This is a genomic window from Kitasatospora sp. NPDC033851 (genome assembly GCF_055576085.1).
Genome location: NZ_JBVIRL010000003.1, coordinates 271,773 through 288,349, shown reverse-complemented (window position 1 = coordinate 288,349; position 16,577 = coordinate 271,773). Strand labels below are relative to the sequence as shown.

Sequence of the window (16,577 nt, the reverse complement as noted above, 5' to 3'; positions counted from 1 at the left end):
GGCGTCCGGCTGCTCGCCGTCGGGACGGTTGTCGTCGACCACTGGTGGTCAGTTTCCTTTCACGCGTGACTGGACCGTGCTGGCAGGGGCGGGCCCCGTCACACGTCCAGGAAGCGGACGTCCTTGGCGTTGCGCTGGATGAAGGAGCGGCGGGCCTCGACGTCCTCGCCCATCAGGACGGAGAAGAGGTCGTCGGCACGGGCCGCGTCCTCCAGGGTGATCTGCTGCAGCAGGCGGTGGGCCTGGTCCATGGTGGTGATCCGGAGCTCCTCGGCGTTCATCTCGCCGAGACCCTTGAAGCGCTGGATCGCGTCGTCCTTGGGCAGCCGGCGCCCGGCCGCGACGCCTGCCGCGATGGTGGCGTCGCGCTCGCGGTCGGAGTAGACGTAGTCGAAGTCGTCCTTGCCCCACTTGATCTTGTACAGCGGCGGCATCGCCAGGTACACGTACCCGGACTCGACCAGCGGCCGCATGAAGCGGAACAGCAGGGTCAGCAGCAGGGTGCGGATGTGCTGCCCGTCGACGTCGGCGTCCGCCATCAGGACGATCTTGTGATAGCGGAGCTTGGACTCGTCGTAGTCCTCCTGGATGCCGCAGCCGAAGGCCGAGATCAGCGCCTGGACCTCGGTGTTCTGCAGCACCTTGTCGATCCGGGCCTTCTCGACGTTCAGGATCTTGCCGCGGATCGGGAGGATCGCCTGGATGCGCGGGTCGCGGCCCTGCTTGGCCGAGCCGCCTGCGGAGTCACCCTCGACGATGAAGATCTCGCACTCGGACGGGTCCTTGGACTGGCAGTCGCTCAGCTTGCCCGGCAGCGAGGCGCTCTCCAGCAGGCCCTTGCGCCGGGTCAGGTCGCGCGCCTTGCGGGCGGCGACGCGCGCGGTGGCGGCCTGGATGGACTTGCGGATGATGTCCGCGGCCTCGTTGGGGTTGCGGTCCAGCCAGTCGTTCAGCTGCTCGTGGACGACCCGCTGGACGAAGGTCTTCGCCTCGGTGTTGCCGAGCTTGTCCTTGGTCTGGCCCTCGAACTGCGGCTCGCCGAGCTTGACCGAGATGATCGCGGTCAGACCCTCGCGGATGTCCTCGCCGGAGAGGTTGTCGTCCTTGTCGCGGAGCAGCTTCTTGTCCCGCGCGTAGCGGTTCACCAGGCCGGTCAGCGCGGCGCGGAAGCCCTCCTCGTGGGTACCGCCGCCGTGCGTGTGGATGGTGTTGGCGAAGCTGTAGACCCCCTCGGTGTACGAGGAGTTCCACTGCATGGCGACCTCGACGGAGATCGTCTTGTCCTTGTCCTCCGCCTCGAAGTCGATCACCGAGGGGTGGATCACCTCGCCCTTGCGGGAGTTGAGGTGGGTGACGAAGTCCGCGATGCCGCCGTCGTACTTGTAGGTGACGGAGAGCGGGTTGCCGTCCTCGTCCGCGTGCTCCGGGCGCTCGTCGGTCAGCGAGATGGTCAGGCCCTTGTTGAGGAACGCCATCTCCTGGAAGCGCCGGGAGAGCGTCTCGAAGGAGTAGACCGTGGTCTCGAAGATGTCCGGGTCGGCCCAGAACGTGACGATGGTCCCGGTGCGCTCGGTGGCCTCGCCCTTGACCAGGGGGGCGACCGGCGCGCCCATCTTGTAGTCCTGGGTCCAGCGGTGGCCGTCCCGGAGGATCTCGACCGCGAGGCGGGTGGAGAGCGCGTTCACCACGGAGACGCCGACGCCGTGCAGACCGCCGGAGACCGCGTAGCCGCCGCCGCCGAACTTGCCGCCCGCGTGCAGCACGGTGAGCACGACCTCGACGGCCGGCTTCTCCTGCCCGGGGACGATGTCGACCGGAATGCCTCGGCCGTTGTCGACCACCCGGACCGCGCCGTCGGCCATGATCGTGACGTCGATGGTGTCGGCGTACCCCGCCATCGCCTCGTCGACGGAGTTGTCCACGACCTCCTGCACCAGGTGGTGCAGGCCGCGCTCGCCGGTGGAACCGATGTACATGCCGGGGCGCTTGCGGACGGCGTCGAGGCCTTCCAGCACCTGGATGTTGCTACCGGTGTAGGAAGCCTGGTCGGACTGGTCTGGGGTCTGGCTGGGGTTGCCGGAATCGGCCACGAAGCGCCCTCTCTGGCACAGCACGGGCCGCATCCCCGCCCCGTGCGGGCGAGCGTGCGACCACGGCGTTTCGACTCGGTTGCCACTAGCAACAGTGTTTGGCTTTCAGTCTACCGGTACGACTGACAGAGATGGGCGTTTGGCAGCCCTTGAAGGCAGATACGCCGCCCTGAATCCCCTCTGCACATGTCCCGATACTCGCCCGGGGGCCCCAGAGCTCCTGGGAGGGCTGTCAGGGGTTCCGGAAGATCGCCGTCCGATCCGCGCCGCCGCCGACGGACCGGCGTTCCGGTCACCCCCAGGTGTCGCCCGGCCCCTTGCTCCCCGGCGCACGCAGCCGGCCGTAGCCGCGGGCGGGCGCCGCCGGGCCCAGCACCTTGATGGTCTTGACCGTGCCGTGGCCCAGCTCGTGATTCAGACGGGCCACCAACTGCCGCGCCAGCCACCGCAGTTGAGTGGCCCACGCGGTGGAGTCGCACTGCACGGTGAGCACCGCGGCGGCCTCGTCGTAGGAGGAGGGGTGGCAGTGCGCGGCGATGTCCGGGCCGACGATCTGCGGCCAGCGGCCCATCACCCCGCCGACGGCGGCCGAGGACTCCCAGCCGCGCTCGGTCAGCAACCGGTTCAGCGCCGCGCCCAGTGGGACCGGGTCGCGTCCGTCCGAACGGGCCCCGCTGCGCAGGCCGTGCCGCTTGGCCTCGCGCTTCTCCCGGACCTGCTCGCCGCGCTGGCGGGCCTGGGCGCGGGCCGCCCGCAGCGCGGAGCGGGCGAGATCGGCACCGGTCGGCTCGGGGGTACCGGGGGTGCCGGGCTGGGGGGAGTTCTCCGCCGGCTCGCTCACGGCGATCTCCTTTCCCCAGCCTGTGGACAACGGTCGCGGTCGCACGCCCGCCGAGCCCTCCAGCCTACGGGAGCGCTCGGCGGCCGCGGATCGCGGCGGGGGTCGTGGAACGGGTGCGCGGTCAGGCGTCGATGCGGCGCACGGCGCCGTCGGAGACCGTGAACCGGGCACCGGCCAGCGCCTTCGGCACGTCCTCGGCGACCGCCGCGGTCACCAGCACCTGCTCGCCGTCGGCCACCAGTTCGGCCAGCCGGTCCCGGCGGGCCGCGTCCAGCTCGGCGAACACGTCGTCCAGGATCAGCACCGGCTCACCGCCGTCGGCGCGCAACAGCTCGTACGAGGCCAGCCGCAGCGCGAGCGCGTACGACCAGGACTCGCCGTGGCTGGCGTAGCCCTTGGCGGGCAGCGGGCCGAGCTTGAGCACCAGCTCGTCCCGGTGCGGGCCGACCAGCGTGAGGCCGCGATCGACCTCCTGCTTGCGGGCCGCCTGCAGCGCCCCCAGCAGCTGCTCCTCGGCCTGCTCGCGGCTGGTCGGCAGCTCGCCCTCGAAGGAGCTGCGGTACTCCAGGGTGGTCTCGCCGCCGCCGGGGGCCAGCTGCCCGTACGCGGCCGTCACCAGCGGCTGCAGGGCGGCCACCAGCTGGATCCGGAAGGCCGTCAACTCGGCGCCGGCGCGCGCCAGGTGACCGTCCCAGACCTCCAGGGTGGACAGGTCCGCGCCCTTGCCGCCACCGGCCCGGCGGGCCATCGCGGCGGTCTTCAGCAGGGCGTTGCGCTGCTTGAGCACCCGCTCGTAGTCCTGCCGCACGCCGGCCAGCCGGGGCGCGCGGGCGGTCAGCAGCTCGTCCAGGAAGCGCCGGCGCTCGCCCGGGTCGCCCTTGACCAGGCTGAGGTCCTCGGGGGCGAACAGCACGGTGCGCAGCAGGCCCAGCACGTCGCGCGGGCGGACGTTGTCGGAGCGGTTGATCCGGGCCCGGTTGGCCTTGCCCGGAGTCAGCTCCAGCTCGACCAGGGTGGATCGGCCGCGGTCCACCACCGAGGTGCGGATCACCGCCCGCTCGGCGCCCAGCCGGATCAGCGGGGCGTCGGTGGCGACCCGGTGGCTGCCCAGGGTGGCGACGTAGCCGATCGCCTCGACCAGGTTGGTCTTGCCCTGGCCGTTGGGCCCCACGAACGCCGTCACGCCCGGGTCGAGGGGCACCTCGACCCGGGCGTACGACCGGAAGTCGGCGAGCGACAGATGCGCGACGTGCATGGCTGTGGACTGCGCCCGCCTTCTGTGGATGGAGCCGGGGCCTGCGCCCCGGGTGGGGCCTGCGCCCCGATAGGGACTACTTCGACTCGACCGCGTGGCCGCCGAACTGGTTGCGCAGCGCGGCGATCATCTTCATCTGCGGCGAGTCGTCCTGGCGGGAGGCGAAGCGGGCGAACAGCGAGGCGGTGATCGCCGGCAGCGGCACGGCGTGGTCGATCGCGGCCTCGACGGTCCAGCGGCCCTCGCCGGAGTCGGCGGCCCAGCCCTTGAGCTTGGCCAGGTGCTCGTCGTCGTCCAGGGCGCGGACGGCCAGGTCCAGCAGCCAGGAGCGGATGACGGTGCCCTCCTGCCAGCTGCGGAAGACCTCGCGCACGTCGGTGACCTCGGGGGCGGCCTCCAGCAGCTCCCAGCCCTCGGCGAAGGCCTGCATCATCGCGTACTCGATGCCGTTGTGGACCATCTTGGCGAAGTGGCCGGCGCCCACCGCGCCCGCGTGCACCGAGCCGAAGTCGCCCTCGGGCTTGAGCGCGTCGAAGACCGGCTTGGCCTTGGCGACGTGCTCGGCGTCGCCGCCGTACATCAGCGCGTAGCCGTTCTCCAGGCCCCAGACGCCGCCGGAGACGCCGCAGTCGACGAAGCCGATGCCCTTGGCGGCCAGCGACTCGGCGTGCTTGATGTCTTCCGTCCAGCGGGAGTTGCCGCCGTCGACCACCACGTCGCCGGGGGAGAGCAGCTCGGCGAGCTCGTCGACGGTCGCCTGGGTGGCGGCGCCGGCCGGGACCATCACCCAGACCACGCGCGGGCCCTGCAGCTTGCTGACGAGCTCCTGCAGGCTCTCGACGTCGGAGATGTCCGGGTTGCGGTCGTAGCCGATGACGGTGTGGCCGGCGCGGCGGATCCGCTCGCGCATGTTGCCGCCCATCTTGCCGAGACCGATGAGGCCGAGCTCCATGACCAAGTCCTTACCTGTGGTGACGTGCCTGCCGGCGGCGCCGTTGCCGCGCTCCTTGAGCCTACGCGCTGAACCGCCGTGGCCCGCCTGCGGTCGGGCCGACCGGGGGAGACGTCCACAGGCTGTGCACAGCGGGTGTGCACAGCCTGTGGACGGTCACGCGGAACGGGATCAGCCGATCCTCGGCATCAGCCGGAGAGGCGGACCGGCATGATCAGGTACTGGTAGGCCTTGTCCTCCTCGGCGTCCACCGAGACCTTGCCGCTGAGCAGTGCGGGCTTGGTCGGGGTGGTGAAGCTGAGCTGGGCGTAGGCGGAGTCGATGGCCTTGAGGCCCTCCTCCAGGTAGCCCGGGTTGAAGGCGATCGAGATGGCGTCGCCCTCCAGGGAGGCCTCGATGCGCTCGGTGGCCTGGGCGTCGTCGCCCGAACCGGCCTCCAGGGTCAGCACGCCCTCCTCGAAGTTGAGGCGGACCGGGGTGTTGCGCTCGGCGACCAGCGAGACGCGCTTGAGCGCCTCCAGGAAGGGCTGGGTCTGGATCGCGGCGATCGCGTTGAACTCGGTCGGGAAGAGGCTGCGGAACTTGGGGAACTCACCCTCCAGCAGCCGGGTGGTGGTCCGGCGGCCGGCGCCCTCGAAGCCGATCAGGCCCTCGCCCGCGCCGCCCGAGGAGAGCGCGATGGAGACGGTGTCGCCGCTGCCCAGGGACTTGGCGATGTCCTGCAGGGTCTTGGCGGGGACCAGGGCGACCGCGGAGATGTCCGACTGCTCGGGCTTCCACAGCAGGTCGCGGACGGCGAAGCGGTAGCGGTCGGTGGCGGCCAGGGTGATCCGGTCGCCCTCGATCTCGACCCGGACGCCGGTGAGCACCGGCAGGGTGTCGTCCCGGCCGGCGGCGACGGCGGCCTGGCTGACCGCGGAGGCGAAGACGTCCCCGGAGACGGTGCCGGTGGCGGTCGGCATCTGGGGCAGGGCCGGGTACTCGTCCACCGGGAGGGTGGGGAGGGTGAAGCGGGAGCTGCCGCAGACCACGCTGACCCGCTGGCCGTCGGTGGAGATCTCCACAGGCCTGTTGGGAAGGTTGCGGGAGATGTCGTTCAGCAGTCGACCGGAGACCAGGACGGTGCCGGCCTCCTCGACGTCCGCCTCGAGCTCGACCCGGGCCGAGACCTCGTAGTCGAAGCCGGACAGGGCCAGGCTGCCCTCCTGTGCCGTCAGCAGCAGGCCGGCCAGCACCGGCACCGGCGGCCGTGCCGGGAGGCTGCGGGCAGCCCAGGCCACCGCCTCCGCGAGGACGTCACGCTCCACCCGGAACTTCACCGGTAACCGCCTCCTGGATCGAGCGCTCCCGCTCGCACTCTGGTTCGTCTGATCTTGATCGTCGGTTGGGCTGTCCGCCGAGCTCTGCTCACTCCGCTTCCAGTCGCAAGGACAGTCTGACGTACTCCGCCGACAGACGGGGCAGACGGGCGGAAGCAACCCGAACAGATGTCGGGGAGCGGTTGTCCACAGATTTGGGGCCCACCCACTTTGAAAGCAGGTTCATGGTCTAACTGTGTAGTGGTAGTAGTAGGGCCTGTGGAAACCGTGGATAACCTCGTTTCCGCAGGTCAGGGCCCGAATTTTGTCCACAGTGGGTGTGGACGGCGGCTGTGGACGGGCAGGCCGCGCTGTGGACAGCCGAGCGTTACCCACAGGGCACGCTGGGTATCCACAGGTTATCCCCAGGGCTATCCCCAGATCCGGGCCCGGTTATCCACGGGCGCCGGTCAACTTTTCGTGACGCCTTTCACACCAGGGTATGAACACCGGCACACGGTTGTCGAACTGTGGACGATGCTGTGGACAACCTGGGGATAACCGCCTCCAGCCTGGGGACAACCGGTGGACAACCCGGATGGCCCACTGGCAGGCCGTCAATTGTCCACACCCTGTGGATAACCGTTGTGCACAAGTCCACAGGCACCTGACCTGCGCGGAAGAGCGTAGCGGCGACCGGCCTGTGGACGAATTCTGGATAACTCCGGACGCCCCGGCCTGTGGACTACGGGGAAGGCGTCCGTCCTGTGGACAACGGCCTTGCGCGCCCCGGGTTTTCGAATCACCGGTCAGTTGTTCGGCGCGGGCTGTGGACTGGCACATCATCCGTCGACCACATCCCTGCCCAGCCGGCGCCGGATACACACCCGTGGATATGCCGAAAGGGCGTCAGGATCGCTCCTGACGCCCTCCGGGCAGCGCTGTGCGGAGGTGTCGCGGCGGGTGTCGCGACGGTGTGCCGCGGCGGCTAGCTCTTGATGCGGTTGGTGAGTTCGGTGACCTGGTTGTAGATCGAGCGGCGCTCGGCCATCAGCGAGCGGATCTTGCGGTCCGCGTGCATCACCGTGGTGTGGTCGCGGCCGCCGAACTGCGCGCCGATCTTCGGCAGCGACAGGTCGGTGAGCTCCCGGCACAGGTACATGGCGATCTGGCGGGCCGTCACCAGCACGCGGCTGCGCGAGGATCCGCAGAGGTCGTCCACGCCCAGGCCGAAGTACGCGGCGGTCTGCTGCATGATGACCTGCGCGGTGATCTCCGGGCCGGCGTCCTCGTCCCCGCCCGGGATCAGGTCCTTGAGGACGATCCCGGCCAACTCCAGGTCCACCGGGGCCCGGTTGAGGTTGGCGAAGGCGGTGACCCGGATCAGGGCGCCCTCCAGCTCCCGGATGTTGCGGGTGATCCGGGACGCGATGAACTCCAACACGTCGGCGGGAGCGTTGAGTTGCTCCTGGATCGCCTTCTTGCGCAGGATCGCGATCCGGGTCTCCAGCTCCGGCGGGGTGACGTCGGTGATCAGACCCCACTCGAAGCGGTTGCGCAGCCGGTCCTCCAGCGTGGTCAGCAGCTTGGGCGGCCGGTCCGACGAGAGGACGATCTGCTTGTTCGCGTTGTGGAGGGTGTTGAAGGTGTGGAAGAACTCCTCCTGCGTGGACTCCTTGCTCGCGAGGAACTGAACGTCGTCCACGAGCAGGATGTCCATGTCCCGGTAGCGGCGGCGGAAGGTGTCCGCCTTGCCGTCCCGGATCGAGTTGATGAACTCGTTGGTGAACTCCTCCGAGGACACGTAGCGCACCCGGGTGCCCGGGAAGAGGCTGCGCGAGTAGTGCCCGATGGCGTGCAGCAGGTGGGTCTTGCCCAGCCCGGACTCGCCGTAGATGAAGAGCGGGTTGTAGGCCTTGGCCGGAGCCTCGGCGACCGCCACCGCCGCCGCGTGCGCGAAGCGGTTGCTGGCGCCGATGACGAAGGTGTCGAACAGGTACTTGGGGTTCAGCCGGGCGGCCGGCTCGTCCTTGCGGGAGCCGCCGGCCGGGGGAGCGCCGGGCGGGGCGGGCACGCCGGGGACGCCGGGACGGTCGCCGGACCGCTCCGGGCCGGCCTTCTCCGCCGGGCGGCCGCCGGAGGGCCGGGAGCCCGCGGACCGGCGGCCGGCGCCGCCGCGGGGCTGCTCGTTCGGGCCGGGGCCGTAGGCGCCGCCGAAGAGGTCGCCCTGGGTGGTCGCGGGCGGGCCCGGGAGGGGGCGCGGCGCCGGACGGGCCGCGGGCTCGTCGGACTCGTAGTGGCCGGGCCCCTGCTCCTGGTAGCCAGGCCATCCCTGCGGGCCGCCGGACGGGCCGCCGTACGGTGCCGGGCGCTGCTCGTAGCCGCCGGTGTCGTAGCGGGGCCGCTCGTAGTCCTGCCCGTAGGGCTGGTCCTGCTCGTACGGCTGGCGCTGCTCGTAGGGCTGGTCCTGCTCGTACTGCTGCTGGTAGTCCTGGCCGCCGTAGCCGCCGGTGTCCTCGGCCGGGCCCGGGTACGGCTCAGGGGCCTGGGGGGCGGGGGTGGTCGGTACGGCGTTGGCGTCGACCATCACGGCGATCCGGACCGGTCGGCTGAGCTCGCGGCTGAGGGCCTCGGTCAGCTGCGGCAGCAGCCGGCCCTCGAGCACCTGCTTGGCCCGCTCGTTCGGGGTCGCCAGCAGGGCGGTGTCGTGCATCATCCACATCGGCTGGGTGCGCTGCACCCACTGCTTGTCCATCTCCCCGACATCGGGGTCGTTGACCAGCCGCTCGACGACCCTGGCCCAGACCGGGACGAGGTCGCTGTTGACATCAGCCACTGGTGCACGCTTTCCAAGAACAAACCAGACAAGTTCTGCAACGGTAGTCAGCGAACAGGGCCGGATCAAGTCGTTGTCCACAGGCTGTGGGTAAAGCGGGTCGCAGACGGCTGGTTTGACCCTCGGCCCTCGTCCCGCGTACCGTAACCAGGTCGAGTTGTCGATGGCCGCTGCCGCATGTCCGCGGGTCCACCCGCTCCATAAGGCGCGCAGCACGGGCGCCGTGGATTGCCTCAAACCCCAGCCGAACTGGGGCGATGGGCCGGATTTCCGATATCAGGGGAGATCACGCGGACGCACGGTGACGGCCAAGCGACTTCCCGTCATCCTACGATTCACCTCAGGAGCCCCCGAGTGAGCAAGCGCACCTTCCAGCCGAACAACCGTCGCCGCGCGAAGACCCACGGCTTCCGGCTGCGTATGCGTACCCGCGCCGGCCGTGCCATCCTGGCCGCCCGCCGTGGCAAGGGCCGCACCAGCCTGTCCGCCTGATCCGCGCCAGAGTCTGTTGTGCTGCCCTCCGAGAATCGGCTGCGGCGGCGCCAGGACTTCGCGACCGCGGTGAAACGCGGTCGCCGGGCAGGTCGGCCCCTTCTGGTCGTCCATCTCAGCAGAGATGGTGACCCCCAGGGGCAGACCGACCGGACCAGCGACTCCCGCCCGCACGTCGCCGAGGGGACTCCTTCGGCGCGTGCGGGTTTCGTCGTGAGCAAGGCCGTTGGCCCGGCGGTCGTCCGCAACCTGGTGAAGCGCAGGTTGCGCCATCTCGTTCGTGATCGTCTGTCCAGGCTGCCCGCCGGTAGCCTGATAGTGGTGCGTGCGCTGCCCCAGGCCGCGTCCGCCTCGTACCAGGATCTCGAGCGTGACCTGGACGCGGCGCTGAAGCGGTTGCTGAAGGCCGAGCCCGCTGCCACGGTGCCGACGGGAGCAGGGCGATGAAGTACCTGCTGATGGGTCTGATCAGGGTCTACCAGTGGACGATCAGCCCACTGCTCGGTCCGGTGTGCCGCTACTACCCCTCCTGCTCGCACTACGGCTTCGAGGCCGTGAAGGTGCACGGGGCGGTCAAGGGCGGCGGACTGACCGCCTGGCGCATCCTGCGCTGCAATCCGTGGACGCCCGGCGGGGTCGATCACGTCCCGCCGCGTAAGCATCCGGTGTGGCACCGGCGGTTGCGAGACTGGCTGAAGAGCCGGTCCGCCACCGGAGATCCGGTGACCGCCACCCCCGCCGGTCCGGACCCCGAGGGCCCGGCGACCATTGGTCCCGTGCGGCCAATCCACCTGTCCAAGGAGCCTGACCGGTGACCTTCTCCTTCCTGAATCCCCTGTACACAGCGGTGTCCTGGATCATCGTCCAGTTCCACTCGCTGTACAGCAACGTCTTTGACCCGGACGGTGGCTGGGCCTGGGGTCTGGCCATCGCCTCGATGGTGGTCGTCATCCGGATCTGCCTGATCCCGCTCTTCGTGAAGCAGATCAAGGCGACCCGGGCCATGCAGGCGATCCAGCCGAAGATGAAGGCCATCCAGGAGCGCTACAAGAACGACCGGCAGCGCCAGTCCGAAGAGATGATGAAGCTGTACAAGGAGGCGGGTACCAACCCGTTCTCCAGCTGCCTTCCCATCCTCGTGCAGGCGCCGTTCTTCACCGCCCTCTACGGCGTGCTCGCCAAGGTCGCCAAGGGCCACGACATCGGCGTCATCCACGGCGACCTGCTGGTGAGCGCCGGCAAGGCACACATCTTCGGTGCCCCGCTCTCCGCGACCTTCGTCAGCAGCAGCGAGACCAGTGTCAAGATCGTCACCGCGGTGATGATCATCATGATGTCGCTGTCGCAGTTCGTCACCCAGCGCCAGCTGATGACCAAGAACGTCGACCTCACGGTGAAGACGCCGTTCATGCAGCAGCAGAAGATGCTGATGTACGTCTTCCCGGTCATGTTCGCCGTGATGGGCATCAACTTCCCGGTGGGTGTCCTGGTCTACTGGCTGACCACCAACGTGTGGTCGATGGGCCAGCAGCTGATCGTCATCCACAACAACCCGACCCCGGGCAGCAAGGCCTTCCAGGAGCGCCAGGCGCGGCTGAAGAAGGCGGGCCGACTGCGTCCGGACGGCACGGAGATCAAGGGCGCGCTCTGGGGCATGCTGCCCCCGTCCAAGGAGGCCATCACCGCCGCGGCGACCGCCTCCGCGGTGGTCGAGGAGTCGGTGCAGGCACGTCGCCAGCAGCCCCGCCGGCAGTCCAAGTCGCAGCGCCAGCAGGGCGGACACCCGACGGCCGAGCTGAGCAAGGACACCGAGGCCGAGGAGCCCGTCGACGCCGTCCCGGTCGAGCCGGAGGCCAAGCCCGAGGCCGCCAAGCAGGGCGCGGCCAAGCCGACCGGTACCAAGCAGGGCACCCGGCAGCAGCCGAAGCGTGGCGGCGGCCAGCGGCCGAAGAGGAAGTCCTGACCGGCCCCGGGCCGGTCAGGACAGCCGCGAAGAGCTTCGTTCCCGGCCCGCCAGACGGGCCCATCTCCGAAGGAGTCCATCAGTGACGGAAGGCACCACCTCCGCCGTCGAGGCCGAGGCCGTCGCCAGCGCCGACGAGAGCGTCATCACCCGCCTGGAGCAGGAGGGGGACATCGCGGCGGACTACCTGGAGGGTCTGCTCGACATCGCCGACCTCGACGGTGACATCGACATGGACGTCGAGGGCGACCGCGCCCTGGTCTCCATCGTCGGCGACGGCAACGACCGCGCGCTGCAGCGCCTGGTCGGCCAGGACGGCGAGGTGCTGGAGGCGCTGCAGGAGCTGACCCGGTTGGCTGTCCACCGGGAGACCGGCGAGCGCAGCCGCCTCATGCTGGACATTGCCGGCTTCCGGGCCCGCAAGCGCACCGAGCTGGCCACGCTCGGCGCCGAGGCCGCCGAGCAGGCGAAGAGCAGCGGCGAACAGGTCAAGCTGCGTCCGATGACGCCGTTCGAGCGCAAGGTCGTCCACGACGCGGTCGCCGCGGCCGGTCTGCGCAGCGAGTCCGAGGGCGAAGAGCCCCAGCGGTGCGTGGTCGTGCTGCCGGCCTGAGGCCGGCTGTCGATGACCGGCCGCCGAGGCGGCCGGAGAGCTTCACCGGACGCGACCCCGTCCGCCTCGTGCGGGCGGGGTCGTCGTCCCTTCCGCGGGGAGCGACCCGCGGGAGACGTTTCACGTGAAACAGTGCGTTGAGCGGGTCGGTGGATCCGGGGATCGGAGAGGTCGAGATGGACACGGAGAACGCGGCTGCCGGCCGGCCGGGGGCGGACGTGGACCCGGCCGCCGAGGGGCGGGCCGCCGAGGTGGCTGAGCCGAGCGAGGTGGCCGGGCCGGGTGAGGCGCCGGCCGCCGCCCAGGAGGTCTTCGGCGATCGCTTCGACGCCGCGGTCCGCTACACGGAGCTGCTGGCCACCGCGGGTGTCCAGCGCGGGCTGATCGGGCCGCGCGAGGTGCCCCGGCTCTGGGACCGCCACGTGCTCAACTGCGCGGTGCTGGCCGAGCTGCTTCCCGGCGGCATCACCCTGTGCGACGTCGGCTCCGGCGCCGGGCTGCCCGGCATCCCGGTGGCGCTGGCCCGTCCGGACGTCTCGGTGACGCTGCTGGAGCCGCTGCTGCGCCGGACCACCTTCCTGGAGGAGGTCGTCCGGGAGCTCGGGCTGGACAACGTCACGGTGCTGCGTGGTCGCGCCGAGGAGATGGTCGGCAAGCTCGCGGTGGACGTGGTGACCGCCCGGGCGGTGGCGCCGCTGGAGCGGCTGGCCGGCTGGGGCATGCCGCTGCTGCGCCCGCACGGTCAGATGCTGGCGCTCAAGGGGGACAGCGCGGAGCAGGAGCTGGCCGACTCGCGCGCCGGGCTGGCCAAGCTGGGCGCGGTCGAGTGGAGCGTGATCTCGGTCGGCGAAGGCACTCTGGAGACTTCGACCCGGGTGGTCCAGGTCAAGGCGGGGGAGAGCCCCGGCGGTGTGAAGGCCGCGACCCGGCGGGCCAAGGCGGCCCGGGCGGGCCGCAACGCGACCGCCCGCAACGGCGAGCGGGGCGCCCGGGGCGGGCGGCGCCGCACCCGCTGATCCGGGCGACACCGGACACGAACGGAGACGGGCGGACGGGCCTCCTGAACGGGAGGAGCGTCCGCCCGTCGTCGTTCGGGTGACCGACGGACCCGGTCTCCCCAGGCCTCCGGCCGGGAGGCGCCCCGGGGAGACCGGAGTGTCGCAACGTCAGATTTCCGGCATAGCGGGCATGGTGTTTCACGTGAAACGTCGCTCCTTGCTCTCGGACAGTCTTGATCTGCGGCTCCGCCGCGGGCTCGGCCTCTTCCGGGCGGCGACTGTTGCCGCTCCGGTTTCACGTGAAACACTGACCCCCATGCAGGACTCGGAGACCATCGACCAGATCGATGACACGCCCATCGCACGGGCTGCCCAGGCTGCGGTTCAGGCGATCGGCCGAGCGGGTGAGGGGCTGCCCCGGCCCGCCGCGACCCGGGTGATCGTGGTCGCCAACCAGAAGGGCGGGGTGGGCAAGACCACCACCACCGTGAACATGGCCGCCTCGCTGGCCATGCACGGGCTGCGCGTCCTGGTCGTCGACCTCGACCCGCAGGGCAACGCCTCCACGGCGCTGGGCATCGACCACCACGCCGAGGTGCCGTCCATCTACGACGTCCTGGTGGAGGGCAAGCCGCTGGCCGACGTGGTGCAGCCGGTGCACGACGTCGAGGGACTGTTCTGCGTCCCCGCCACCATCGACCTGGCCGGCGCAGAGATCGAGCTGGTCTCCCTGGTGGCCCGGGAGAGCCGGCTCCAGCGTGCCATCGCGGCCTACGAGCAGCCGCTCGACTACATCCTGATCGACTGCCCGCCCTCACTGGGCCTGCTGACGGTCAACGCCCTGGTCGCCGGCCAGGAGGTGCTGATCCCGATCCAGTGCGAGTACTACGCGCTGGAGGGCCTCGGCCAGCTGCTGCGCAACGTCGAGCTGGTGCGCGCGCACCTCAACCCCGCGCTGCACGTGTCGACGATCCTGCTCACCATGTACGACGCCCGGACCAGGCTGGCGGCCCAGGTCGCCGAGGAGGTCCGGACCCACTTCCCGCAAGAGGTGCTGAGCACGGCGATCCCGCGCTCGGTGCGCATCTCGGAGGCGCCCAGTTACGGGCAGACGGTGCTCACCTACGACCCGGGCTCGACCGGGGCGCTCTCCTACCTGGAGGCCGCCCGCGAGCTCGCGCTGCGTGCGGTGGGCGAGGGCGGCTCGCTGGTGAGTCAGCGGCGGGACGGCCAGCAGGGGCACGGCGCCCCGGTGGCACAGCACGGCACGACGGAGGGTCATCAGTGAGTGGTCGCAGGGGTCTGGGTCGAGGGCTGGAGGCGCTGATCCGCCCCGCCGCGCCGGTGGACGGCGAGGCGGCGGCGAAGTCTGCGACAGCCGCGCCCGCACCGGCCCCGGTGGGGGCGAACGGCGGGACGGCGCCGGCCTCGGTGCCGCCGCTGCCGAGTGGCCGCGGCACGGTGGCGGCCCGGGCGGCCGCGGAGAAGCAGGCCGAGCAGGCCCAGCCGGCGGGTGCCTACTTCGCCGAGCTGCCGCTGGACGCGATCACCCCCAACCCGCGCCAGCCGCGTGAGGTCTTCGACGAGGACAAGCTGGCCGAGCTGGCGACCTCCATCAAGGAGGTCGGTCTGCTCCAGCCGATCGTGGTGCGCCAGGTCGGTGTCGACAGCTTCGAGCTGATCATGGGCGAGCGCCGCTGGCGTGCCTCCCGGGAGGCCGGGCTGGAGCGGATCCCGGCGATCGTCCGGGCCACCGAGGACGACAAGCTGCTGCTGGACGCCCTCCTGGAGAACCTGCAGCGCGCCGAGCTGAACCCGCTGGAGGAGGCCGCCGCCTACGACCAGCTGCTGCGGGACTTCTCCTGCACCCACGACCAGCTGGCCGACCGGGTCGGTCGCTCGCGCTCGCACGTCTCCAACACGCTGCGGCTGCTGAAGCTGCCGCCGACCGTCCAGACCAGGGTGGCGGCCGGCACCGTGATGGCCGGGCACGCGAGGGCGCTGCTGGGCCTGTCCGCCCCGGAGCGCCAGGAGCAGGTGGCGGCCCGGATCAACGCCGAGGGCCTGAGCGTGCGCAACGTCGAGGAGATCGTCATGATGATCAATTCGGCGGCGGAGACCGAGGCGGACAAGCCGAGGCGCCAGGCCCCCAAGGCGGGCAAGCTGCTCTCCCCGGCCTTCAACGACCTCGCGAGCCGGCTGTCGGACCGTTTCGACACCCGGGTCAAGGTCGAGGTCTCGCAGCGTGGCGGCAAGCTGGGCAAGGGCAAGGTGGTGCTGGAGTTCGGTTCGGTGGAGGACCTCAACCGGATCCTGGACAGCATGGCCCCCGGCGAGGACGGTCTGCGGCTGTCGCAGGGTTGAGCCGGACTTCGGGGCCGAGGGCACCGACCCGATGGGTGCATGCTTCACGTGAGCGCTGTTTCACGTGAAACATGCACCCATCGGTGTTCGTGGGGGAATGCTCGACGGTGAGGTGGAGGAGGAGGTACGGGCAATGGGACGCCGGATGGCTCCGCTGACGCTGGACAACCTCGGGGACCTGCCGAACGGCTGCCGTTCCTGTGTGTTCTGGGAGCTGGACCCGGTCAGTGCGAAGGAGGCGGTGGAGTCCGGGAAGCCGGAGCTGGAGAAGGAGGGGTGGATCTCCACGGTGCTGCTGGAGTGGGGCTCCTGCGGTCGGATCGTCTATGTGGACGACCAGCCCGCGGGGTTCGTGCTCTACGCGCCGCCCGCTTACGTCCCCCGCTCGCAGTCCTTCCCGACCAGCCCGGTCTCGCCGGACGCCGTTCAGCTGATGGTCAGCCGGGTGCTGCCGGGCTACCAGCGCCAGGGGCTCGGCCGGGTGCTGGTGCAGACGGTGGCCAAGGACCTGATCGGGCGCGGGGTGCGGGCGATCGAGGCCTTCGGCTCGGCCGGACGGCTGCCGACCAGCTGTGTGCTGCCGGCCGACCACCTGCTCGCGGTCGGCTTCAAGACCGTCCGGCCGCACGTCCGCTACCCGCGGCTGCGGCTGGAGGCGCGGACCACGCTCTCCTGGCGGGGGGACGTGGAGGGGGCGCTGGAGCGGCTGCTCGGCGGCGGGCGCAAGGAGCCGGCGCTGCGACCGTTCTGAGCGCGGGCGGTGCGGGAGGCGGAGGAACGAGAACGGCGGCGGGGGGGCCCGGGGGGGGGCCCCCCCCCCCGGGGGGCGGCCGTGCCACCCCCCAGATGAACACGGCCCGCTAGCGCCGCCCCGC

At 70.8% G+C, this 16,577-nt stretch carries 15 protein-coding genes; 9 read left to right on the top strand and 6 right to left on the bottom strand.

Going from position 1 to position 16,577, the window contains the following annotated elements; all coding sequences use genetic code 11:
• Positions 1-98: 98 nt before the first annotated feature.
• The 6 genes from gyrB to dnaA form a co-directional block, all read right to left on the bottom strand.
• Positions 99-2,114, bottom strand: a complete 2,016-nt coding sequence (gene gyrB, locus ACZ51D_RS08070; RefSeq protein WP_465615449.1) for a DNA topoisomerase (ATP-hydrolyzing) subunit B — start codon at positions 2,112-2,114, stop codon at positions 99-101.
• 268 nt (positions 2,115-2,382) lie between these two features.
• Positions 2,383-2,931: a DciA family protein gene (locus ACZ51D_RS08065; RefSeq protein ID WP_360502540.1), complete on the bottom strand. Its 549-nt coding sequence runs from the start codon at positions 2,929-2,931 to the stop codon at positions 2,383-2,385.
• Positions 2,932-3,052: 121 nt separating this feature from the next.
• Positions 3,053-4,186: a DNA replication/repair protein RecF gene (gene recF / locus ACZ51D_RS08060; RefSeq protein ID WP_360502537.1), complete on the bottom strand. Its 1,134-nt coding sequence runs from the start codon at positions 4,184-4,186 to the stop codon at positions 3,053-3,055.
• Between the two features lie 76 nt (positions 4,187-4,262).
• Positions 4,263-5,138, bottom strand: a complete 876-nt coding sequence (gene gnd, locus ACZ51D_RS08055) for a phosphogluconate dehydrogenase (NAD(+)-dependent, decarboxylating) (RefSeq protein WP_465661596.1) — start codon at positions 5,136-5,138, stop codon at positions 4,263-4,265.
• A gap of 188 nt (positions 5,139-5,326) precedes the next feature.
• Entirely contained in the window at positions 5,327-6,457 is a 1,131-nt protein-coding gene (gene dnaN, locus ACZ51D_RS08050) for a DNA polymerase III subunit beta (protein ID WP_360502531.1), read from the bottom strand.
• 967 nt (positions 6,458-7,424) lie between these two features.
• A complete protein-coding gene (gene dnaA / locus ACZ51D_RS08045) occupies positions 7,425-9,272 on the bottom strand; it encodes a chromosomal replication initiator protein DnaA (RefSeq protein WP_465615445.1) in 1,848 nt (615 codons plus the stop codon).
• Positions 9,273-9,626: 354 nt separating this feature from the next.
• Here dnaA and rpmH point away from each other — a divergent pair, with 354 nt between their 5' ends.
• The 9 genes from rpmH (at position 9,627) to ACZ51D_RS08000 (ending at position 16,453) form a co-directional block, all read left to right on the top strand.
• Complete coding sequence (gene rpmH / locus ACZ51D_RS08040; RefSeq protein WP_030392420.1) at positions 9,627-9,764, top strand: 50S ribosomal protein L34; 138 nt, start codon at positions 9,627-9,629, stop codon at positions 9,762-9,764.
• An 18-nt stretch (positions 9,765-9,782) separates the two neighbouring features.
• Complete coding sequence (gene rnpA / locus ACZ51D_RS08035) at positions 9,783-10,211, top strand: ribonuclease P protein component (RefSeq protein ID WP_465661594.1); 429 nt, start codon at positions 9,783-9,785, stop codon at positions 10,209-10,211.
• Entirely contained in the window at positions 10,208-10,579 is a 372-nt protein-coding gene (gene yidD / locus ACZ51D_RS08030; protein ID WP_465615442.1) for a membrane protein insertion efficiency factor YidD, read from the top strand. The genes rnpA and yidD overlap by 4 nt, the downstream gene beginning before the upstream one ends.
• Positions 10,576-11,727, top strand: coding sequence for a membrane protein insertase YidC (gene yidC / locus ACZ51D_RS08025; protein ID WP_360502524.1), 1,152 nt, complete (start codon positions 10,576-10,578; stop codon positions 11,725-11,727). Before yidD ends, yidC begins: the two co-directional genes overlap by 4 nt.
• An 82-nt stretch (positions 11,728-11,809) precedes the next feature.
• A complete protein-coding gene (locus ACZ51D_RS08020; protein ID WP_465661592.1) occupies positions 11,810-12,340 on the top strand; it encodes a Jag family protein in 531 nt (176 codons plus the stop codon).
• Between the two features lie 176 nt (positions 12,341-12,516).
• Positions 12,517-13,356: a 16S rRNA (guanine(527)-N(7))-methyltransferase RsmG gene (rsmG, locus tag ACZ51D_RS08015; protein WP_360502518.1), complete on the top strand. Its 840-nt coding sequence runs from the start codon at positions 12,517-12,519 to the stop codon at positions 13,354-13,356.
• 220 nt (positions 13,357-13,576) lie between these two features.
• Positions 13,577-14,626, top strand: coding sequence for a ParA family protein (locus ACZ51D_RS08010; protein ID WP_396289032.1), 1,050 nt, complete (start codon positions 13,577-13,579; stop codon positions 14,624-14,626).
• Complete coding sequence (locus ACZ51D_RS08005; protein ID WP_465615437.1) at positions 14,623-15,702, top strand: ParB/RepB/Spo0J family partition protein; 1,080 nt, start codon at positions 14,623-14,625, stop codon at positions 15,700-15,702. The genes ACZ51D_RS08010 and ACZ51D_RS08005 overlap by 4 nt, the downstream gene beginning before the upstream one ends.
• A 133-nt stretch (positions 15,703-15,835) precedes the next feature.
• On the top strand, positions 15,836-16,453 hold the full coding sequence (locus ACZ51D_RS08000; RefSeq protein WP_360502510.1) for a GNAT family N-acetyltransferase: 618 nt from the start codon (positions 15,836-15,838) through the stop codon (positions 16,451-16,453).
• Positions 16,454-16,577: the final 124 nt, after the last annotated feature.